This window comes from Nocardioides sp., assembly GCF_036503465.1.
Taxonomy (GTDB): domain Bacteria; phylum Actinomycetota; class Actinomycetes; order Propionibacteriales; family Nocardioidaceae; genus Nocardioides.
Map to the genome: position 1 here is coordinate 1 of NZ_DASXWU010000049.1, position 18,336 is coordinate 18,336.

Annotated in this window: 23 protein-coding genes; 10 read left to right on the plus strand and 13 right to left on the minus strand. The window is 67.8% G+C overall.

All coding sequences use genetic code 11. From position 1 onward, the window contains the following. Nucleotides 1-521: 521 nt before the first annotated feature. The 3 genes from VGK78_RS08510 to VGK78_RS08520 form a co-directional block, all read right to left on the minus strand. Nucleotides 522-1,184 (minus strand): GAF and ANTAR domain-containing protein, encoded by a 663-nt coding sequence (locus VGK78_RS08510; protein WP_331527180.1) that lies wholly within the window; start codon nt 1,182-1,184, stop codon nt 522-524. A 64-nt stretch (nt 1,185-1,248) separates the two neighbouring features. Next, nucleotides 1,249-1,917, minus strand: coding sequence for a GAF and ANTAR domain-containing protein (locus VGK78_RS08515; protein WP_331527181.1), 669 nt, complete (start codon nt 1,915-1,917; stop codon nt 1,249-1,251). Nucleotides 1,918-2,228: 311 nt separating this feature from the next. After that, nucleotides 2,229-3,287 (minus strand): NAD(P)-dependent alcohol dehydrogenase, encoded by a 1,059-nt coding sequence (locus VGK78_RS08520; RefSeq protein WP_331527182.1) that lies wholly within the window; start codon nt 3,285-3,287, stop codon nt 2,229-2,231. A gap of 92 nt (nt 3,288-3,379) precedes the next feature. On the opposite strand from VGK78_RS08520, the gene VGK78_RS08525 reads away from it, so the two are divergent. The 3 genes from VGK78_RS08525 to VGK78_RS08535 all read left to right on the plus strand — a co-directional run bounded on the left by VGK78_RS08525 (nt 3,380) and on the right by VGK78_RS08535 (nt 5,817). Beyond that, nucleotides 3,380-4,072, plus strand: coding sequence for a TetR/AcrR family transcriptional regulator (locus VGK78_RS08525; RefSeq protein ID WP_331527183.1), 693 nt, complete (start codon nt 3,380-3,382; stop codon nt 4,070-4,072). 255 nt (nt 4,073-4,327) lie between these two features. After that, nucleotides 4,328-5,617: an IS256 family transposase gene (locus VGK78_RS08530; RefSeq protein ID WP_331527184.1), complete on the plus strand. Its 1,290-nt coding sequence runs from the start codon at nt 4,328-4,330 to the stop codon at nt 5,615-5,617. After that, the gene (locus VGK78_RS08535; protein WP_331527185.1) at nt 5,614-5,817 is read left to right on the plus strand and encodes a hypothetical protein; all 204 of its coding nucleotides are present in this window, start codon (nt 5,614-5,616) and stop codon (nt 5,815-5,817) included. The genes VGK78_RS08530 and VGK78_RS08535 overlap by 4 nt, the downstream gene beginning before the upstream one ends. A 238-nt stretch (nt 5,818-6,055) precedes the next feature. Here the strand turns inward: VGK78_RS08535 and VGK78_RS08540 are convergent, their stop codons facing one another. From VGK78_RS08540 to VGK78_RS08550, 3 genes are all read right to left on the minus strand, one after another. Then, nucleotides 6,056-7,027 carry an acyl-CoA desaturase gene (locus tag VGK78_RS08540; protein ID WP_331527186.1) on the minus strand — a complete coding sequence of 324 codons (972 nt, stop codon included), beginning with the start codon at nt 7,025-7,027 and terminating at the stop codon, nt 6,056-6,058. Nucleotides 7,028-7,178: 151 nt separating this feature from the next. Beyond that, nucleotides 7,179-7,613: a DUF5994 family protein gene (locus tag VGK78_RS08545; RefSeq protein WP_331527187.1), complete on the minus strand. Its 435-nt coding sequence runs from the start codon at nt 7,611-7,613 to the stop codon at nt 7,179-7,181. Between the two features lie 513 nt (nt 7,614-8,126). Then, a complete protein-coding gene (locus VGK78_RS08550) occupies nt 8,127-8,711 on the minus strand; it encodes a hypothetical protein (RefSeq protein WP_331527188.1) in 585 nt (194 codons plus the stop codon). Nucleotides 8,712-9,586: 875 nt separating this feature from the next. On the opposite strand from VGK78_RS08550, the gene VGK78_RS20340 reads away from it, so the two are divergent. Continuing rightward, entirely contained in the window at nt 9,587-9,718 is a 132-nt protein-coding gene (locus tag VGK78_RS20340; RefSeq protein WP_414690658.1) for an ANTAR domain-containing protein, read from the plus strand. A 149-nt stretch (nt 9,719-9,867) separates the two neighbouring features. Beyond that, nucleotides 9,868-10,080 (plus strand): hypothetical protein, encoded by a 213-nt coding sequence (locus VGK78_RS08555; protein ID WP_331527189.1) that lies wholly within the window; start codon nt 9,868-9,870, stop codon nt 10,078-10,080. 169 nt (nt 10,081-10,249) lie between these two features. Here the strand turns inward: VGK78_RS08555 and VGK78_RS08560 are convergent, their stop codons facing one another. From VGK78_RS08560 to VGK78_RS08570, 3 genes are all read right to left on the minus strand, one after another. Next, the gene (locus VGK78_RS08560) at nt 10,250-10,852 is read right to left on the minus strand and encodes a VC0807 family protein (protein WP_331527190.1); all 603 of its coding nucleotides are present in this window, start codon (nt 10,850-10,852) and stop codon (nt 10,250-10,252) included. 468 nt (nt 10,853-11,320) lie between these two features. Next, nucleotides 11,321-11,581 carry a hypothetical protein gene (locus VGK78_RS08565; protein WP_331527191.1) on the minus strand — a complete coding sequence of 87 codons (261 nt, stop codon included), beginning with the start codon at nt 11,579-11,581 and terminating at the stop codon, nt 11,321-11,323. Nucleotides 11,582-11,596: 15 nt separating this feature from the next. Then, a complete protein-coding gene (locus VGK78_RS08570; protein ID WP_331527192.1) occupies nt 11,597-12,079 on the minus strand; it encodes a DUF5994 family protein in 483 nt (160 codons plus the stop codon). A 571-nt stretch (nt 12,080-12,650) separates the two neighbouring features. Between VGK78_RS08570 and VGK78_RS08575 the strand changes: the two genes are divergently transcribed. Both VGK78_RS08575 and VGK78_RS08580 read left to right on the plus strand, forming a co-directional pair. Beyond that, on the plus strand, nt 12,651-12,800 hold the full coding sequence (locus VGK78_RS08575) for a hypothetical protein (protein WP_331527193.1): 150 nt from the start codon (nt 12,651-12,653) through the stop codon (nt 12,798-12,800). Nucleotides 12,801-12,941: 141 nt separating this feature from the next. Further along, nucleotides 12,942-13,166, plus strand: coding sequence for a hypothetical protein (locus VGK78_RS08580; protein WP_331527194.1), 225 nt, complete (start codon nt 12,942-12,944; stop codon nt 13,164-13,166). Nucleotides 13,167-13,239: 73 nt separating this feature from the next. On the opposite strand, the gene VGK78_RS08585 is transcribed toward VGK78_RS08580, so the two are convergent. Then, complete coding sequence (locus VGK78_RS08585; protein ID WP_331527195.1) at nt 13,240-13,437, minus strand: hypothetical protein; 198 nt, start codon at nt 13,435-13,437, stop codon at nt 13,240-13,242. A gap of 135 nt (nt 13,438-13,572) precedes the next feature. Between VGK78_RS08585 and VGK78_RS08590 the strand changes: the two genes are divergently transcribed. Continuing rightward, nucleotides 13,573-13,707, plus strand: coding sequence for a hypothetical protein (locus VGK78_RS08590; RefSeq protein ID WP_331527196.1), 135 nt, complete (start codon nt 13,573-13,575; stop codon nt 13,705-13,707). A gap of 218 nt (nt 13,708-13,925) precedes the next feature. On the opposite strand, the gene VGK78_RS08595 is transcribed toward VGK78_RS08590, so the two are convergent. Together VGK78_RS08595 and VGK78_RS08600 are read right to left on the minus strand one after the other, a co-directional pair. After that, a complete protein-coding gene (locus VGK78_RS08595; protein WP_331527197.1) occupies nt 13,926-14,288 on the minus strand; it encodes a hypothetical protein in 363 nt (120 codons plus the stop codon). A gap of 114 nt (nt 14,289-14,402) precedes the next feature. Next, nucleotides 14,403-14,903, minus strand: coding sequence for a hypothetical protein (locus tag VGK78_RS08600; protein ID WP_331527198.1), 501 nt, complete (start codon nt 14,901-14,903; stop codon nt 14,403-14,405). A 428-nt stretch (nt 14,904-15,331) separates the two neighbouring features. On the opposite strand from VGK78_RS08600, the gene VGK78_RS08605 reads away from it, so the two are divergent. Then, a complete protein-coding gene (locus VGK78_RS08605; protein WP_331527261.1) occupies nt 15,332-15,535 on the plus strand; it encodes a cold-shock protein in 204 nt (67 codons plus the stop codon). A 610-nt stretch (nt 15,536-16,145) separates the two neighbouring features. Beyond that, nucleotides 16,146-16,493 carry a hypothetical protein gene (locus tag VGK78_RS08610; protein ID WP_331527199.1) on the plus strand — a complete coding sequence of 116 codons (348 nt, stop codon included), beginning with the start codon at nt 16,146-16,148 and terminating at the stop codon, nt 16,491-16,493. A gap of 982 nt (nt 16,494-17,475) precedes the next feature. Here VGK78_RS08610 and VGK78_RS08615 read toward each other — a convergent pair. Then, nucleotides 17,476-18,204, minus strand: a complete 729-nt coding sequence (locus VGK78_RS08615; protein WP_331527200.1) for a GAF and ANTAR domain-containing protein — start codon at nt 18,202-18,204, stop codon at nt 17,476-17,478. Between the last annotated feature and the right edge of the window lie 132 nt (nt 18,205-18,336).

Sequence of the window (18,336 nt, forward strand, 5' to 3'; positions counted from 1 at the left end):
AAGGTACCGCGGCAGCGAGGGGTGCTGGCTGAGCCAGCGGCCTACAACCTCGCCGTCCGACTGTAGGGGCTGAGGATGCGGACCGTTCGAGACCGGAAGTCGACCGTCACCGCGGCTGCTTCCACGTCTATGACGCGACCCATGCCATAGGAGTCGTGGGAGACCAGGTCGTTGAGTGCGTACTGCTCGATCGTCGGCTCGGGATCAGGCTTGAAGGGACTGCTGGCCAGATGCCGCCGTCTTCCGGCTGGAGTTGTCATCCCCTCCAGTATCCTCCGGCGTCCGTTCAGTGGGACGGGGCTAGAGGGTTTCGGAACCAGCACGGGTGGCGGTAGCGAGATGGGCCTGCGCGTAGTGCGACCTGCTGTCGGGTCCCAGATCCGAGTTCCTAGTCATCTGGAGGCTGCTGACTCTCGCGATGCGAACTTGACGGCAGATGCATTCAGGGCGGCTTCCACATCCCGCCGCCCGTGGGGGCGTTCCACGCGCACTCGAAGCGCGGGGCGCCTGGGCGGTCGCCCTCAGCCTTCGTCGAGCACTGCCTGCGCGACGTCAACCAGGCGCTTCTGGCTCGACCGTGCTCGACTACGGAGGAGCTCGAATGCCTCGTCGGTAGTGATGCCACGAAGAGCTGCGACGGCCCCCTTGGCCTGCTCGACCACGACCCGGCTGGTCAGGGCGCCTTGCAGCTGCTCGGTGAGCTCTTCGGCACGACGAATGGTGCGTTCCTGCATCAACGCGATGGTGGCGACGTCGGCCAGCGCCTGCACGACGCGCACGTCGCCTGCGTCGAAGAAGGCGTCCGCTGAGCCGAACAGATTGAGCGCGCCGATGATGTGGTCTCGGAGCCGCATCGGGAAGGCGTGGACCGATTGATAGCCCAGCTGGATGGCGCGAGGGGCGAAGGTCGGCCAGCGGTCGGCGGCGTGGGCCAGGTCCGCGTTGACGACCGGCTCTCCGGTGGTGAAGCAGTCCAGGCAGGGACCCTCGGAGTTCTGCAGTTGGAAGAGTTCGAGGGTTTCGCCGTTGGGGTTGGAGGCTGCCATGAACCTGAGGTGGCCCATCTGATCGGTCAGCATCAGGCCGGCTGCGTCGGCTCCGCTGATGCCTGCCGCATGGACCGTGAGGTTGTGCAGGAAGTCGATGACGTCGAACTCGTCGACGAGGGTGTCGGCGACCTCCACGAACAGGTCCGATATGCGTTCTGTGGAGATCATGGTTCGGCCCTTCGTTCGGGGTTGTTCGATGTCATGGTGCTCCGTCCGTGTCCGGTTCCAGGTGTGTCCGCCCGGCGAGTATGTCGGCCGCGACTGCCGCGAGCTCTTGGTTGGACGCGAACGCGTGTGCCCGCATGCGGGCCAAGGCTTCGCGGAGGCTGACTCCCAGTGCGACCATCACCATGCCCTGCGCCTGGTAGATCTCGTCGCGGCGATCGTCTGGTCTGAGGAGAGGCACGTCGACGGGGGTGTGCTCCCCGGCCGGAGCGTAAGTGTCCAAGACGATCTCGGTGGCGAGCTCGGTGAGCATCAGACTGGTCGCGGTGTCGTGGTCGGTCAGGGTTCGGGCCCGGGAGCAGTGCAGGTGGACGACCCCGAACCGGGCCGCTCCGATGAGCATGGGGAACGCGAAGGTCGCTCGTACGCCGGCGGCCAGCGCCGCAGGCACGTAGCCGGGCCACCGGTCGAAGGCCTTTTCCAGGTCAGGGGTGAGAACCGGCCGGGACCCCGAGAACGCGTCCCTTCCGGGTCCTTCCCCGAGGCTGAACTCGAGTTCGTCGACGGATCGCGCCCCGTCGCTGGAGGCGGCCGTGATCGTCCCGGACTGATCGCCCGTCGCGTGGACGGGGGTCATCAGGCTCACCACCGCGCCCGACATCCGCAGTTCTCCGATGGCCACCTCACACAATCGGGTGAGCATCGACGCGCCTGCTGTCGCCGGGCTGCCGCGGACCAGTGCCCGCACCCGTGACCGCTCAAGCTCACCACCCGGTGTGGTGCCGCAGGGCGTGAACTCGGAGATGGCCGCGGCTCCTGCCGGCGAGGTTGTCGTCCGCGATCGAGGGGACCGTGTACGTGTCGTGCAAGTCCTCGTCTCGAGGAACTCCCCAGGCTAACCGGTTCAGGTGGGCAGGGCGACGCACACAGGGGTCCGTGAGCGGCCGGCACCGGGGGACGACGTCGTCACAACGCCGGCCTCGCCGTCCGCGGCTCCCGCAACACCGGATCGGGTCAGGAGGCGATCCTGCTCCGGACCCTGGCGGCGGTGATCGCGGACTTGCCCCGGACCTTGCCGGCCTCGAGGTCGCCCATGGCGTTGGCTACCCGCTCCAGCGGATAGATCTGGTCCAGGGCCGGAGTCAACGTGCCGTCGGCGATGAGCCCAGCGAGTTCGTCGAGGTCCTCGGAGCGTTCCTTGCACAGCATCGTGGTCAGACGCTGACCGCTGAGGCGTGTCAGGAGGAGGGCGCGCAGCTGGCGGCCCATGCCGCCGGTGAGCCGACCACCTTCCTCACCGCCGACGATGACCGCGGTTCCTTCCGGGGTGAGCCCGCGACGAAGCCGCAGCACTCCCGGGTTTCCTCCGAGGTCGAGGATGAGGTCGTAGTGGTGGGTTCCGTCGGCGAAGTCGTTGCGGGTGTAGTCCAGGACGTGGTCGGCGCCCAGCGAGCGCACGAAGGCGGCCTTGGCCTGGCTGCAGACCCCGGTGACCTCAGCGCCGTAGGCGTTCGCCAGCTGGACGGCGTAGCTTCCGACACCGCCGGAGGCGCCGAGCACGAGCACGTGCTGGCCCGCCACGAGCCGGCCCACCTCCCCCAGTGCTTGGAGCGCGGTGAGCCCGGATATCGGCACGACCGCCGCCTCCGCGAAGGTCAGGTTCGGTGGCTTGTGGGCGAGCTTGTCCTCCCGGGCAGCCGCGTACTCGGCGAAGGTGGCTGCGCCGATGCCGAAGACCTCGTCGCCGACCGAGAACTTGGTCACGGCGGCACCGACCTCCAAGACCGTGCCGGATACCTCGCGCCCGAGTCCGCGCTGGCGCGGCCGGAGGAACCCGAAGGCGAGGCGAAGCAGGAAGGGCCGGCCGGTCATCAGGTGCCATGCCCCGCGATCGAGCCCGGCGACTTCCACACGAAGCAGCACCTCGTCCGGTGTACTCCGGGTGCGCAGAATCTGTTCGATCTCGATCATCTTGACTCCGCCGTATCGGAGCCGGACGACCGCACGCATGGTCTCGGCGTCCACCGACCGCTGGGCCTTCGAGATCGGGGGAGCCTGGGCGGCGGGTCGCATCTCGGAGCCTCTCGCGTCGGCAGGTGATCCCGCCGTACTTTGTACGACCATTCTACCGTACTTAGTACGATTCGGCTATCGTCCACGCTGTCATGCCTGTGGGGTCTGATCCGACCGCTACCCGCCCGCGTCTCACCCGCGAGCGGGTTCTCGGGTGTGCTCTCGACGTCGCGGACGCCGGGGGCATCGCGTCGCTGACCATCCGTTCTTTGGCCGCCGAGCTCGGCGTCAAGCCGATGTCGGTCTACCACCACGTCGCGAACAAGGAGGCGATCCTCGACGGCATCGTCGACCTTGTCTTCGCCGAGATGGAGCTGTTCCCCCGCGACGCCGACGGCGCGTGGCGCGACCAGATCGTGCGGCGGGCGCACGCGACCCGGCACGCGCTGCGACGCCATCCGTGGGCCATCGGGCTGCTGGAGTCGCGGAGCACGCCGGGACCGGCGACTTTGCGACACCAGGAGGAGACGATTCGAATCCTGAGGGAGGCCGGGTTCTCTGTCGAGATGACCGCCCACGCCTCGGCGCTGCTGGACAGCTTCGTCTGCGGCTTCGCGGTTCAGGAGGCCGCCCGGCCTTTCGGTGTGACGTCGACGAGGCCGAGCGACGAGCGTGGTGACTCGTCTCCGGTGGATACGGAGGCCTACCCTCACCTCGCGGAGATGGCCGAGAAGCACATGCTCCGCCCGGGCTACGACTTCGGCGAGGAGTTCCAGCTCGGTCTGGACCTCATCCTGGGCGCCCTGAACCGCTCGGCTCACGCCGGCCACCTCGCCCCGAGCTGAATCTTCTCGGTGCCTGCGTGGGACTCTCCGGGAGACGGCTCGTTCTCCCCCTGTCACCGCGCCTTCGCTGCCGCGAGACACGTGTTGTGCCGGGAGCGATGGGCGGGATAGGTTGAGGCCTTCAGACGTGAGTCCCTGATAGTGGTGTAACGCGGTCCGCGTGGTCGTCGCCGGTGTGTCGCCGGGACGAAGCAGCGGTCACCGCGTGATCTTTCGAGTGAACCTCTCACAGCACTCTCGAAAGGGATCATCACGATGACCGCTCCTCACATTCTCAACCCCGTCGCGCTCTTGGAGAAGGGACTCTCCGACGCCTCGCCGGACCTGATGCGGACCCTGCTCGCAACTGTGATCAACGCACTGTTGTCGGCGGACGCGGACGCGGTGTGCGGCGCCGAGTACGGGCAGCCCTCGCCGGAGCGGGTGAACTCCCGCAACGGCTACCGCCACCGCGACCTGGACACCCGGGTCGGCACGATCGACGTCGCGGTCCCCAAGCTGCGGGCGGGCTCCTACTTCCCCGACTGGCTGCTGGAGCACAAGAAGCGAGCCGAGGCCGCGCTGATCAGCGTGGTCGCGACCTGCTACCTGCTGGGTGTGTCCACGCGGCGGATGGACAAGCTGGTGGCCACGCTGGGCATCACAAGCCTGTCCAAGAGCCAGGTGTCGCGGATGGCCGCCGACCTCGACGAGCAGGTCAAGGCGTTCCGCACCCGCCGGCTTGATGAGTCCGGGCCGTTCGCCTTCGTCGCCGCGGACGCGTTGACGATGAAGGTCCGTGAGGACGGCCGGGTCATCAACGCCGTCGTGCTGGTCGCCACGGGCGTCAACGCCGACGGGCACCGCGAAGTGTTGGGCGTCCAGGTCGCCACGTCCGAGACGGGGCCGGCGTGGAACACCTTCTTCGCCGACCTCGTCGCCCGCGGCCTCACCTCCGGTCCCGACGGGGTCATGCTGGTCACCAGCGACGCTCACGCCGGCCTGGTCGAGGCCATCGCAGCCAACCTGCCCGGCGCAGCCTGGCAGCGGTGCCGCACCCACTACGCGGCCAACCTGATGGACACCTGCCCCAAGTCCAGCTGGGGCTGGGTCAAGGCACTGCTCCACAGCGTCTACGACCAGCCCGACGCCGACGCCGTGCATGCCCAGTACGACAAGATGCTCGACGCGCTGGCCGACAAGCTCCCCGACGTGGCCGACCACCTCGACACCGCCCGCGCCGACGTGCTCGCCTTCACCGCGTTCCCCAAGGAGATCTGGCGCCAGATCTGGTCCAACAACCCCAACGAGCGCCTCAACCGCGAGATCCGCCGACGCACCGACGTGGTCGGCATCTTCCCCGACCGAAACTCCGTCACCCGCCTGGTCGGCGCCGTGCTCGCCGAGCAGCACGACGAATGGATCGAGGGCCGCCGCTACCTCGGACTCGAGGTCGTCGCCCGCGCCCGCGTCGCCATCAAGGCCGCCGCAGCCCGAGCCGCCGCGGCACAGCAGACAGACGTCCTAAGCGAGCCTGTCCTGCCCGAACTGGAGCCCGCAGCATGAGCCGCCCGATCACCACACCCGAGTCCAGCCAGCGCGAGCAGGACCTCGCCATCTTGGCCGCCGGGGGCTTCACCGGCTGGTGGGACGAGCACGGCCAGCCCGCCCCCTTCCCCGACGACTTCATCGACCCCGACACCGAATGGAGGCCCACCAACAGCGACACCCCGCCCGAGCTCGCCAACGACGAGCAGTCCTTCTAGCCAGCCCTACTCGGAAGATCCGTCGTTACACCACTCCCGGGGACTTGACCGCCTTCAGTCACCTGAACGGTGCTGCCCCGGACCCTGGTAGCGCGTGCCGAATGCACAGCTACGCAGTGGTCCACCTTTCTTCTCAACCCGCCGCGGCTCTGCCTCGTCACCTCATGCGTGGGTGCGCCTGGCGGCATGCGGGGGGAGCCGCCGGGCGCATTCGCTTGTTCAGGACGCGCGGCTGCGGTCAGCTCGACCGCAGGCTTGAGCCGACGTCGTGCAGGTGCCTGACGGCGGCGGTATAGGAGGCGATGGCCGAACATTGCGCGTAGGGGATTCCCCGTTGGGCGCAGAAGTTCTCGACCACGGGTTGGGCATGGCGCAGGTTGGCGCGCGGCATGCTCGGGAACAGGTGGTGCTCGATCTGGTAGTTCAGCCCGCCGAGGACGATGTCGATGAGCGGTCCGCCTGCGATGTTGCGCGAGGTGAGGACCTGGCGCAGCAAGGGGTCGGTGGCCTGGTCGGCATCGAGCGTCGGCATGCCCTTGTGGTTGGGAGCGAACGAGCACCCCAGGTAGAGGCCCTGGACTCCCTTGTGGAGCCCCACGAACAGCAGGGCCTGGGGCCAGGTCAGGGCAGTCGCCACGAGGACGAGGTAGCCGACGAAGTGGGTGCCGAGGAGGATCGCTTCGGGCACTCGCAGGCGCAGGCCCGGCGCGAACAGCCGGCGGACGCTGGAGACGTGGAGGTTGACCGCTTCGCCGAGCAGGAACGGGAAGAACAGAACTGCTTGGTGGCGGGTCGTCCAGGCCTCGATGCCGCGCCGCTGGTTGGCGTGGCCGGAGTCGAACACCAGCGCCCCGGCCCGCACGTCGGGATCGCGCTCGAGGTCGTTGGGGTGGGCGTGGTGGGCGTTGTGCTTGGCGACCCACCAGCCGTAGCTGAGCCCACCCAACAGGTTCCCGTCGATCAGGCCCAGGATCCGGCTGCGGGCGGAGTTGCGGGTCACCTGCAGATGGCCGACGTCGTGACCGAGGAATCCCAGCTGCGTGGCGATGACCCCGAGGACGGGGGCGAGGAACAGCAGCCACCACGAGTCTCGCCAATGCAGCATCGCGATGACCACACCGGCCATCCCGGCGAGGACCACACCGAAGCTGATCGCATAGGACCAGGGTCTGCGGCGCAGCAGGCCGAGCTCGCGGATGCTGGCGAGCAACTCTCCATATCCGCCGCCTTGAGCAGGATTCGGCCGGTCGGAGTCACCTGGGGACCGTGAGCACCCCCTGGGCCGTCGCTGGCCGGTCGGAGTTGGCCGCGGGGGACCCGTTGTGGCGGCCACTGTTTGGGGCACCGGGGATCGCGCGGGCTTAGAGATGGCCGCCCTCGTTGTCCCACGCAGGCTGCGGCTCGGTGCGGTGGTGGTTGGCACGGACGTCTGCGACGCCCCTCACACCGTCCAGGATCTCCTGCGCGTCGCGATCAGGAGTGTCCGGAGGGATGACGGTGATCGAGCGACGACTTCCATCGAGCAGGGACAAGGTGAGCTGGTGGGTGTCGTCGCGGGGAAACGAACCGGTCTTGACCATCCTTCCCGGCACGTGGACAGAACGAGGGTGGTCCTCCCAGTCCGGTGGCGAGTACAGCACCCGGGCGATACGACCTCGCTCCGGAGGCCAGAACGCGAAGAGCCTCCCGAGCTGGTCGCTCAGCCGGCGATTTTCGGGCCACCAGGCGCCGTCGGGCAGGTGCCGGTCGAAGACCGGCCGAAGTGCGAACCGTGAAGCAGGAGCGTGCGTGGCCATCAGCCGCCGCCTTTTGTTGCTACGGCGGTCAGACTCAGTCGACCGGCCGGGCCGGGGTCCGGGGCCCTGATCTGTGACCTGATGCTCGCAGTGGATCCAGACTACCTCATCTGGCATCACGATCGGACGAGTCGCGGCCCAAGGGTCCAGGGGTGGTGGCCCGGCCGGTGACCGGGTCAGCGTCCCGCCAGATTCCACGCGACGGGCGCGCCGGCGGAGATGAGCTCCCCTGGCCAGGTCAGGCCGGACCGGCCCAGGCAGTTTCGGGCGCCCTGCGCACACACCGGTGGACTGCCCGCGTTGCCGCTGGTGGCCGGAGCGTCGGCGACCGCGAGCGATGCCAGCCCTTCGCATCCAGCGACCCCGACGAGTCGTCGACCATCCCCGGGCGGGTGCGAGCTCAGCAAGCGGGTGCGAAGAGGGCGTGTCGCCCAGGGGGCCTTTCTCACTTCGAACCCCTGGTGATGACTCATTGTGACGGGTTCGCCTCGACATCGGACCCGGCAAGCCCCGCTACTTCTGGCTGCCGTCCCAGATTGACTGGACCGCAGCATCGGCGTCCGATTGCTTCGCGGCGCGGACCCTGGACTCGGCGGACGCAAGAGTGGTGCGAGCCTCGGCCAGAGGGGACAGCCATTCTTTCCGGTACAAGTCGTGGGGGTTGACGAGGTCTTGAGCGCCGTGCTCCCCGTCGCCGCGGATCGCGAAGCCATGGCTGTGAAGAACCTCGACGAGCACATCCATCCGTCGACCGTGCAAGTAGCTGAACAGGGCAGCATCCAGGTGGCGGGTGGGGACCTCGCCGTACCGCACCGACTGCTCCCGTGGCCAGCTGATCTGTGCCGCCCGGATCTCCGTGGCTAGCTGGTCGGCCTTCTCCGCGAGCTCTGCTCGCAAGGTTCTGATCCCGCCGCTCCCGAGCTGCCTGGTGACCTCGGGCTGAGACTCGGCTGCGCGCCTGGCGATGCCGTCGATGGCGCCCGGGAGGCCCGCGGCGATCCGGTCGAGCAGCTCGCGCTCGCGGCGCTCGGTCGTGGTCTGCTCGGCCGCCAGCCCTGCCTCAGCCCTCGCCAGTGCATCGCCGGGTTGATCGCTCACGTAGTCGACGGTAGTCCCCGCCTCACCACCGGTGGCTCGCGGACACCTCGTCAGCGACCCGGGAGGCTAGGCTGGCACCACTGCGGCCGCAGATCACTGAAGACAGGTTCTGGCCGGTTCTTCCGCAGCAACCGAAGGCGGTGGCCCATGGCCACACAGACTCAGCTCTCTCAGACAATCAGTTACCGAGGGCCGACGGTCCTCCTCGGCGCGCTTGCTCACCTTCTGCGTGAGGAAGGGGTCGACTTCACCAGACCACGAGATGACCGAACCAGCGTCGCCGAGGTCGTGGAGGTGACCCTGACTGTGAGACGTGGCGACACGGTCCTTCATCGGACCCTGGAAGACATGGTCGACACCGCGGTGGCGACGTTCAGAAGGCGCTTCGGCGACTCCCCGGCGTCGATCACCGTCGGAGACCTCGACGGTCCCCAGGCGTAGTCGAGCAGCGTCAGCACGCGGCGCTTGGACCTGGTCAGAGCCCGCGCGGGACACTTGCTGCGCGGCGGCTTCCCGCTCCAGGCCGGGTGTCGCCGGCCCAGTCAGTCTTATGCCGCAGTCCGTGCGCGGTGTGGCGAGGTGAGGGCGATCGGGGAGGAGGCACAACACGGGCTGGCCGCGCCTTGACGAGCCGAAGCGGCCTCACCTACCGGAGATGACGAGACTGCTTCGTAGGCCATGTGGCTTGGGACGCGGGCCTCGTCTCGACAATGAGCAACCCTGGTCAACTATCCCGCTCGGCATCGGGCGGCACACGCTGTTCGCCACCCAGGGTCGCCGCCTTGCTCAAACTACGCCGTACAGGTCGCAGCTCGGCCGGGCGCTCCATATCCGGACAGACATCGGCACCGCGGTGGGCATCCCGATGGTGCGTCATGGGCATCGACCGCCATCGAGCCTTCGCCTTCCTGACCCGGAACTCACAGAACCGGAACATCAAGGTCCGAGACCTGGCTCAACGAATCATCGATGGCACCGTCGAGCGCACACCGCGGCGAAGACATTGAGTCGCGGCGGTGTTCTGACTGTTTGACCTGACCCGAACCTGGGTACGTACGCGGGACCCGCCCCGGCATGGGTCTTGCCCGTCCTTGTCCCGGTCCGTGATCTCTCGGCCACCAAGAACAGGGAATGGCATCGGTAGCAGCCTGGTGGCATGAACAGGGTCTTGCCGGGGAAGCCGCCGAGCGTGGCACTTGCCCGTGACTTCGTGTGCAAGCACCTGCTTGCCCACCACCAATCACATCTGGTGGACGACGTGCGCTTGATGGTCAGTGAGCTTGCGACCAACGCGGTCGTGCACGCACAGACGCCGTTCGGCGTCTGCCTGTCGCGCGTGCCAGGGGTCGGTGCTGCTAGCCATCCGTGACGAGTCCAAGTCGCCTCCCGTCCCATCGGGCCCCGACGTCATGGACATGAGTGGCCGCGGATTGATGCTCGTCGAGCTGCTGAGCCAGGAGTGGGGAACCAGGACCGACGATCACGGGTTCAAATCGGTGTGGGCGTCCTTCCCCGGAACGGTCCGGTGACATGCGCAGTCACCTCGGCGTGAGGAGGCCCTCCCGGCGGCCGACGATGAGCGACCATGCGACGGTGACGAGGGCCGCAGTCAAGGTCAAGGTCATGACCGCGCCGCTCTTGATCAGTACGAAGTTGACCGGGGACAGGGTCTCGAGCAGCCACAGCGTGATGCTGCCCTTGACCAAGATCACCAGGCCCCACATGAGCGTGAGCCTTCGCAAGTGTGCGCGCACCTCGGGACGTGCAGCAACCTCGGCGTCCATCGGGTAGAACTCCGGTGCCAGGCGAGCGATGGCTGGCCTGGCCGACCACAGCGACACCAAGAAGATCCCGGCAACGGTGATGTCCACCAGGACCGGTTGAGCGAAGTAGACGAAGGTATTGCCGGTAGCCAGCGTGAAGGCTGTCTTGACCACCAAGATCCCCAAGGTCAGCAGGAGCAAGCCTGACACCGGCCGCCCGGTCGCCCATCGCCAGGTCATGACACCCACCATCCAGACGAGAGCAGCGACCACAGCGGCAGAGACGTTGAAGAAAGCCAGCATCGCCCACAACAACACCGCGGGCGCGACGACCGCGATGCCCAGGCTGGAGACAACCCGGGCGATGACCTCACGCACGCGCGGACCCGGCGGCCGTTCCCCCACAACGGAGGGACAACTGGCGGTGGTGCCCTGGACTCTCGCCATGTCGTGGCCCGTCCCCCGGTCACCGGCCGGATCTCATGGTGCACAACCCAGAACGACGAAGTCGCGCAGTATCGCCATGCTGGCAGGTGCGACTTCTCGGTGCGGAGCAAACCGCCCAACTGGCCCAGAGCCAGCGGGACGGCCCCACCCGGACCGCTCGGGCCGGATGGCCCTCCGACTCGTCCCCCCGGTCGAGTTGGAAGCCACTGCTTGCCAACCTACCCGCCTCGAGCCAGAACCGTGATTCCCCGACGCCGTTCAGCGTCCGGGCCGCATCCCGCTCATCGGCTACTCGTTCCGTTGACCCGGTGCCCGGTGAGTGGCGCCACTCGTGGGGCGAGCCGCGATGTGCTCTCCCGTTGGTCGAGGCGGGTGGACGGGAAGGGGATCTCTGTGTGGCTAGGGGTACTGGCCGGTTGATCCGGGCGTCGGTCGGTCGGCGTGTTCGGGGTGATCCGCGCCGAGCACCACAGCGGCTGCCACGTGCTGCCAGGCCACGACCAAGGTCGTGGATTCTCCCGAACCCGGGTCGAGGATCGGGAGGCGCCCGGTTTCGCTATGGCCCAGCCGAGTGATCGCGGCGTTGACCACGTCCAGTTGGCCATCGTCGATCTGCCATCGCTGGGTCCAGCCGGGACCGTACAGCAGCAGGTAGGCCATGACCACGGCTCTCATTCACATCCAGCTGTGCGGTTCCTCGGTTTTCGACCGGGCGGGGGCAGCCCCATTGGTTGCTCTGGAGGAATCGCCAACCCCGGTGGCCTGCAGCTGCCGGTCCGCCTCGGCCGGGTCGGTGGCGCTGGCGATCACCTTGAGGCTCACCCGCCGTCCGGAGGCGAGCAGAAGGATCATCAGATGGGTGTCGTCGCGGGGGAACGAGCCGACCTTGACCGGGCCTCGCCGGGCCTGGATCCGGCGTACTCCGCGGCCGTCGACCACCGGGTTGTCCCAATCGGGCCGAGAGAACAGCAACCGGTCGATGTGACCGACCTGATCGGGAAAGTGGTCCACCAGGTCGGCGGCCTCGACCTGGAGGTTGCGCGACTGGGGCCACCACGTGCCACTGATAGGGCCGGAGGCGGGAGGCTCCGCCAGGTGCATGCGCAGCGGCACTCGGCTGGCGGGGGCGTGGGCGGGGGTACTCGGCGACGTCGTCATGACGTCCACCCTTCGTTTCTGTCCTGCAGCTCGACGAGCTGGCGCGACAGATTGGTTACCCCCGAACCTACACCGCATCCCTCGACGTTCTAGCGAGAACGCTCCATCGAAGGGGGCCGGCCTTATCGGCGCGTACTGCCCGGCGGCCCCCGCGAGCTCGAAGGTGCTCTTGAACGCCAAGGCCACCGGGGCCGCCGCTCCGGAAGCGGTGACGGCTGATCACCACTACCGGCTGGCGCAGTGTCGACATAGCGCACCACTCAGCGGGACGTCACCGTGTGGACGGGTCATCGCTGTGCCTCGGCGCCGCCGGTCGTTAGCCGCGTGCTAGTTTCGAATCAGGACTGTGATTGTCGGGTTGGTACGCCGCTCCTGGCGTCCTGGATACCGCCAAAGGCAGCGAGGCCGATAGGCGCGGACGAGATGGACTCTTCCGACCACCCCTAGTGGTTCCCACTCAGCAGGCGCACCGTGCGTTCACGCAGCGGCGGGGTGTGCCGTCCAAGACTCCCGGGCCGGACCGTGGGCTCGGGGGTCATGACCGTAAGGTCAACTCCCGGTGGGTGGTGTCGTGTCCAACGACGATCGCTGGCGGCTGCAGATACTGCAGCTGGACCGGCTGTTGGCGCAGGTCGACGACGCCCGGAAGTCGGTGGTCCGGGCACGGCGCGGGAACCGCGACTTCTCGGCGTGGACGCCGGCACGCCGGGCGCGCTCCTGAGCGCCTTGGTGGCCTACGGCGCCGGGCTTGCCTCGGCAGGCGGACCGATGCCGTGCCGGCTGGGCACCGAACTCGTCATCCACCGGCTGCTCGCGGGTTGGCCGCAGCTCTGGTCGGACACCTCACACGAGGGGTGATGGCATGCCCGAGGTCGTGATTCGCGTTCGATTCACCTGTGGTGACCGCACCGATGTCGTCTATGCGGATTCAAACGCAGACACGACGGAGAGCGTCGTGGAAGACGTGATCGCCGTGCTGTCCGAAGATGCAGGGGTCCTTCGATGCCAGCACGGCGACCGCCTGATCGTGCTCTTCTCGCGCGGAGTCGCAGGCATCGAGGTGGCGCCTCGTGGAGCCGTGCTTTGATCTGAGGCCCGGTGCTGATGCAAGCTCGCGGCCGACCGGTCCGCGCTTCGAGTGACCCCAGCTTGCCCGCTGGTCAGGCTTCCCCACCTTCGTCGGGGTCGTCGTACTCGTCGTGGCGTTCGTCCTCACGTTCGTGGTGATCGCGCGCGATCTCTCGCGCACGCTCTTCGATCACCGCGGGGTCTCGGACGTCGTAGAGCTCTTCACGGGCTTGTTCCACGGCCCACGTCGGGATCGCGGCGGGCGCTGCGCCGTCGTCCGGCTCTGGCATCTTGCCCCCTGCGGCAGAACTGGGTCAGGAGTTCGACGCTACGCCACATGGTCAGGCAGGGAGACTTCGGATGCGGCTTCGCGCCAGGCGTACGGTGGTGAGGGGGCCAGCCGAGTGTCCTCACAAGGAGAGCTCATGGCCGACAAGTCACCTCGCCAACACATGTCGAAGAAGGCGGGCAAGAGTCTCAAGCAGAAGCGCGCCGAGAAGCACCTGAAGGCGGCGGCCAAGAACAAGACCGAGATCGTGCTCCCCGGCAACGGTCGCTGAGCCGTGCCACGGCCGGTGCAATAGCCCTCCCACCAGCGATCGGGTCGGTCGAGGCGGCGGTGTGCATCGGACGGTCCTTGCGGTGCACCGTGATGCTGACGAAGTCCACGCCTGGGATGTTGCCGGCGGCCGACACCGCTAACGCTTCCATGGCGGCGGCGTCGCGATCGCTGGACGACGCCTCGCGGTTACGGCCAGCGTCTTGGCGGTCCTGATGGCTAGCGCGCCGGTCGACGGCCCGCGTCCCGATGATCGCTGCGGGCGGCGTGCAGCGGCTCGCGGAGATCCTGCCGGGCCAGCTCCGCCGCAGTGGCCGCCATCTTTCGGTCGATCAGCGCCTGCTCGAGCACGGCGGTGGCATCCAGGTTTGCACCCCGCAGCTGCTCACGTTGGGTACTCGCGTCGATGCGGAGCTGTTCTGCCCACAGTCGGTCTCGGATCGCCTGATCCCGCTGCAGCGCCCACTCCCCGCGCTGGTCTGCGAGCTCACGTCTGTGGGCAGCAGCGTCACGGTCAGAAGCGGTCAGGTCGCGACCCTCGGCGACGTCGTCGCGTTCGGAGGGGGTCCCCGTCGGCTTCATGTCCTGACGCTACCGCTGGATAGCCGACCCGCGTACCCGAGCGCATCGCGCGTGCATGGGAGTTCCGAGCAGCGGGACCGACCGATCGGCGCACTCGACCGGCTCGGACAGTGGTCAACTCGGCCCGCGACCTCCCACCCTCATCCAGTGTCGGAGCAGCGCGGGTTCGGGGGCCCCGGCAAGCAACTTGGACGCGCGTGCCATGGCGTTGGTGAGGTCGTTGGCGTGCTGGGTCTCGATGAGCTGGTCCATGGCCCGGCGTCGCCGGCCCACGCTCGATGGGATCCCCAGCCAGTGGTCGACGGCTCTTTGATGATCCGGGCTGCGGACGCTGGGCGGGTCGATCTTCCGGTAGCCGCGGGTGAGCTGGTGGCCGCGGTCAAGGACGGCGACCAGGGCACCGTCGATGACCAGGCCCCTGCTACAGGCGGTGCCGTGGATCAGTGCGAGCCGGAGGAGGATCTGGAGGTCGGCAGGAAGTAGGCCGGATTCCCAGTCCAGACAGGCGAGGTCGACATCGCGGTCTGTGTGCGCGAGCTTGAGGATGTCCGCGGAGCCCGGTGTGCGGTTGTGCAGCACCGTGAGCGAGGGCGTCGGTTCCAACAGATAAAGCACGTGCTGTCCTTCGTCGAGGGCCGTGCTGAATGGTGGTCAAGCTGCCTGCAGTCAACGGTACGCCCCGTCCGAAGCCTCGCACTCGGCCGCGACGGCGCGGGTGCCACTACCGGGCTGTGGGGTGGTCGACGACAGGCCGGACGGACAGGAGTGTGCCCCGCGGGCTCCGCGCGTGTGGCTTCGGATCGACCTTCGCCCGACCCTGTTCTCCCAACACCGGTGCACCCCGCGAGGATGCAGGCCGGCCTCTTCAGCACTGTTAGAGTGACGGTGTTGAAGAAAGCGCTCGGCGTTTTCCCGTGGCCGTCGGCCGCGGCTCATCTTCACGATCTTGGTCTTCGGTTCCGCTGGACATCAGGCGCAGTACAGGTGTCTTCAGCGTGGCGCTGGGCAGGTCGCTCGGCACCGAACTACCGAAGGTAAGCAAAATGGCACAGGGAACCGTCAAGTGGTTCAACGACGACAAGGGCTTCGGCTTCATCGCACAAGATGGCGACGGCGCCGACGTCTTCGTCCACCACACGGCGATCGCCGGCACCGGCTTCAAGTCCCTCAAGGACGACTCACGCGTCGAGTTCGAGATCACCCAGGGGCCCAAGGGCCCGCAAGCTGAGAACGTTCACTCTCTCTGAGCTCAGCGCAGCGACGGCGGCTCCAGACACGCTCTGGGGTCGCCGTCTTCTGGTTTCACGCCGACTCGGCCCAGACCCGCCCATCACCGCCGCTCACTCGGGCGATCTGACGCAGGCCGATTCGGCCGCATCAGCGTCGACCGCCGCATCCCTTACCCTCCGAGGGCTCCTCCGGTTGGGCCCGCCCCCTCCCCAGCACGGGCCGGCCGGTGAGGGTGTGGGCCATGACGAACCAGCCCACCACCCCCCTCCCTTCTCCCGACGCTCGCGAGTCTCCCGACTGCCGGTCTTCCTGATGGCCCGCCCAAGGCGCCTGCCGGCGGATGTCGGCTCGAGAGTTGCCCAGAGTTCCCCTGATAGGGGCGACCCTGACCGGATCTCTTCGGGGCCATCGAAACTCCGCAGGTGCCACGAACTCACGAGATTCTGGCTGCTAGGGTGAGCCGGTCACATGGGCCGCATGGGTGGCCCAAACCGGGCGTCGTGTGGCAAGGATTGGCGTACGCAGCCTCTACAACCTGGGGCCGTCGCGCGAACCGTGACGGCCTTGGGCGTTTTCGCGGCCGGTTCATCTGGGACTGCCGAAGCCCGTAGGCCGGGAGGTCAGGTCATGAGCGACCCAGACCCGCGCGCGCTCGCTCTCTCCATCTTCCTTCGTGAACAAGCCACCGGCTTCGGGCTGTCGGCCGACGTGAACGACTCGCCCCAGATCGCCGAGGCCGGAATGGCACTGCTCGCGGCTGCCGACTTGGCCGCGAGGCTCTACTCGCGTGAACCGCTGCTGGTCGAGATGTCCGAGCGTGGCATGTTCGAGTCGATGCCCGACCGCGGAGCACGCGTTGTCCCCACAGAAGCAGTCAAGCGCTTCATCCGCCGCGGCGTCTTGGAAGGCCCTCGCGACCCCGAGGCGATCCTGCAAGGGATGCTGGACGCGCTACCTCCGGGACCGCGCGGGTGAGGCGTGGCCGGGACGGCGCCGGGCTCCCTTGCGACCGGTCGGCACCAGCCATCGTGGCGCAGCACGTGAACGAGCTGGGTCTCTAAGACTCGGCCGCCCACCATCTACCCTCCAGATTCAGTCGCAAGTCGATCGGCAGCTGGGGGAGCGTCGCGACCAGCTGTCGCTCGGCCGAGTGGACGAGGCTGCCGCCATCCACGACCGCGCCCGGGAGTCGGCGCGAAACTCGCGCGCCGTCGTCGGTGTGGTTGGGCCATCCGGATCTAGCACGTTCAAGAGCGTCATGGCGGCGCGCATCTTCGGAGATTACGCCGAGGCTCGCCGTCCAGGAAGGCCATGTCATCGCGCTTGAGCGCGCTCGATAGGTGGTAGGAGCGGGCGATTCAGGCCATCGGGCCTTACGTGGGGTCGGGCCGCCAACCTTTCGTCGGCATCGCCCTTCGCGTCGTCGAGAGCTGCAAGCCTGCGGTGCTGGGCAGCCCGGTCGGGTAGGTCCGCCGCCGCGTACATGTCGGCCAGCCGTCGGTGAAGTTCGGCTGCCTTGTGATGTGCCTCCGCTGCCCGTCCTGCCGCGAATGCTGCACGGTCGGTGGCCACATAGGCGGCCTGGATGGCCTGCTCGAGGGCCAAAGGATGGCCGGGGTTCCCCTCACGGAGTTCGGCGAGCCGGTCAGACAGTTCGGTGGCACGTACTAGAGCAGTCCGCGCTCGCTCCGCTGCCTGCTGGCCACGCCGATCCTCCACAGATTCAGTGTGGCAGCCACGGCCGTGACGATCATTGGCAAGAGCCTGCCCGAGCGGCCGCGTGAGCGTGCGTTTCGGGAGGTGTCTTGGGTAGGAAACGGCTCGAGGACCCGCGGTCTGGAGCCCCCGAACCTAGCCGGTGTGACTCCCCGGGGAGGCACTCCAGGTAAGGAGGCGGTACCCGATGCGGGGCGGCGTAACCCACCACACGCGAAGTGCGCACGAGAAGTCGGTGCCCTCAGGGCGAGGGAACCTGACTAGGCCCCCGCTGATTGAGGTGTGCGTCGGGCAAGACACCTGTGTCCACCAGCGTCTGGGCGACCTGGTGGAGCTTGATGTTGTGCGTTTGGGACATGCGTCGGAGCACCCCGAACGCCTGATCTGTGGTGAGCCCGAATCGCTCTCGCAGGATGCCGGTGGCTTCGCCGATCATGCGCCGGGTCTCCAGCGCCCGACGTAGGTGGTCCTCCTCCAGCGTCCCCGCCAGTGCGACGGCGGCGTGTGCTGCCACGATCAGCCCGTCGAGCACATCCTCACTCTTGAAGGCATCGGTCTTCATGGCGTAGCAGTTGAGCGCTCCCATGTTCTGGTCGCTGGTGAAGAGCCGGATGCTCATCGAGGAGTGGACGTCGAGTTCGCGAGCGATGTGCGGACCCCAGTTGGGCCAGCGGGGGTCCTCGGCCAGGTTGTTCACGACCAGAACGTCGGTCTGCTTGAGGGCATCGCGGCAGGGGCCCTCTTCCATCTCGTACTGCAGCTCATCGATCAGGCGCAGGGCTTCGTCGGTGGCCGCTGGGGTGTCGATGCCGGTGGGCCCAACGATGGAGATGCCGGCGAAGTCACAGTGTTCGAGCATGTCGGTGGCCATCTGCACCGCGCGGTCGAGAGTGGCTTGCGTGCCCCTCTCCTCCGACATCGCCCGGGCCGCCTCGGCCAGGCTCCGGTTGAACTCGTAACGATCGCTCATGGGGTCCACCTCGCGCACGCGCTGACAGATGCATGCTGCGGCGGTGACCGTTCAAGGCGCACGTAACCGAGCACCCCCGGGCGAGTCCGACTGCAGCCCCGGTTTGGCCGCCGCGAGCGGGCCCCAACACCC

Excerpts from the sequence above, each read along its gene's own strand:
- VGK78_RS08605 (WP_331527261.1), top strand. The coding sequence starts at position 15,332 with ATGGCACAGGGAACCGTCAAGTGGTTCAACGACGACAAGGGCTTCGGC.
- VGK78_RS08580 (WP_331527194.1), top strand. The coding sequence starts at position 12,942 with ATGCCCGAGGTCGTGATTCGCGTTCGATTCACCTGTGGTGACCGCACC.
- VGK78_RS08615 (WP_331527200.1), bottom strand. The coding sequence starts at position 18,204 with ATGAGCGATCGTTACGAGTTCAACCGGAGCCTGGCCGAGGCGGCCCGG.
- VGK78_RS08570 (WP_331527192.1), bottom strand. The coding sequence starts at position 12,079 with ATGACGACGTCGCCGAGTACCCCCGCCCACGCCCCCGCCAGCCGAGTG.
- VGK78_RS08585 (WP_331527195.1), bottom strand. The coding sequence starts at position 13,437 with ATGCCAGAGCCGGACGACGGCGCAGCGCCCGCCGCGATCCCGACGTGG.
- VGK78_RS08515 (WP_331527181.1), bottom strand. The coding sequence starts at position 1,917 with ATGCTCACCCGATTGTGTGAGGTGGCCATCGGAGAACTGCGGATGTCG.
- VGK78_RS08565 (WP_331527191.1), bottom strand. The coding sequence starts at position 11,581 with ATGGCCTACCTGCTGCTGTACGGTCCCGGCTGGACCCAGCGATGGCAG.
- VGK78_RS08555 (WP_331527189.1), top strand. The coding sequence starts at position 9,868 with ATGAACAGGGTCTTGCCGGGGAAGCCGCCGAGCGTGGCACTTGCCCGT.
- VGK78_RS08595 (WP_331527197.1), bottom strand. The coding sequence starts at position 14,288 with ATGAAGCCGACGGGGACCCCCTCCGAACGCGACGACGTCGCCGAGGGT.
- VGK78_RS08520 (WP_331527182.1), bottom strand. The coding sequence starts at position 3,287 with ATGCGACCCGCCGCCCAGGCTCCCCCGATCTCGAAGGCCCAGCGGTCG.
- VGK78_RS08525 (WP_331527183.1), top strand. The coding sequence starts at position 3,380 with ATGCCTGTGGGGTCTGATCCGACCGCTACCCGCCCGCGTCTCACCCGC.
- VGK78_RS08610 (WP_331527199.1), top strand. The coding sequence starts at position 16,146 with ATGAGCGACCCAGACCCGCGCGCGCTCGCTCTCTCCATCTTCCTTCGT.
- VGK78_RS20340 (WP_414690658.1), top strand. The coding sequence starts at position 9,587 with ATGGGCATCGACCGCCATCGAGCCTTCGCCTTCCTGACCCGGAACTCA.
- VGK78_RS08590 (WP_331527196.1), top strand. The coding sequence starts at position 13,573 with ATGGCCGACAAGTCACCTCGCCAACACATGTCGAAGAAGGCGGGCAAG.
- VGK78_RS08535 (WP_331527185.1), top strand. The coding sequence starts at position 5,614 with ATGAGCCGCCCGATCACCACACCCGAGTCCAGCCAGCGCGAGCAGGAC.
- VGK78_RS08545 (WP_331527187.1), bottom strand. The coding sequence starts at position 7,613 with ATGGCCACGCACGCTCCTGCTTCACGGTTCGCACTTCGGCCGGTCTTC.
- VGK78_RS08530 (WP_331527184.1), top strand. The coding sequence starts at position 4,328 with ATGACCGCTCCTCACATTCTCAACCCCGTCGCGCTCTTGGAGAAGGGA.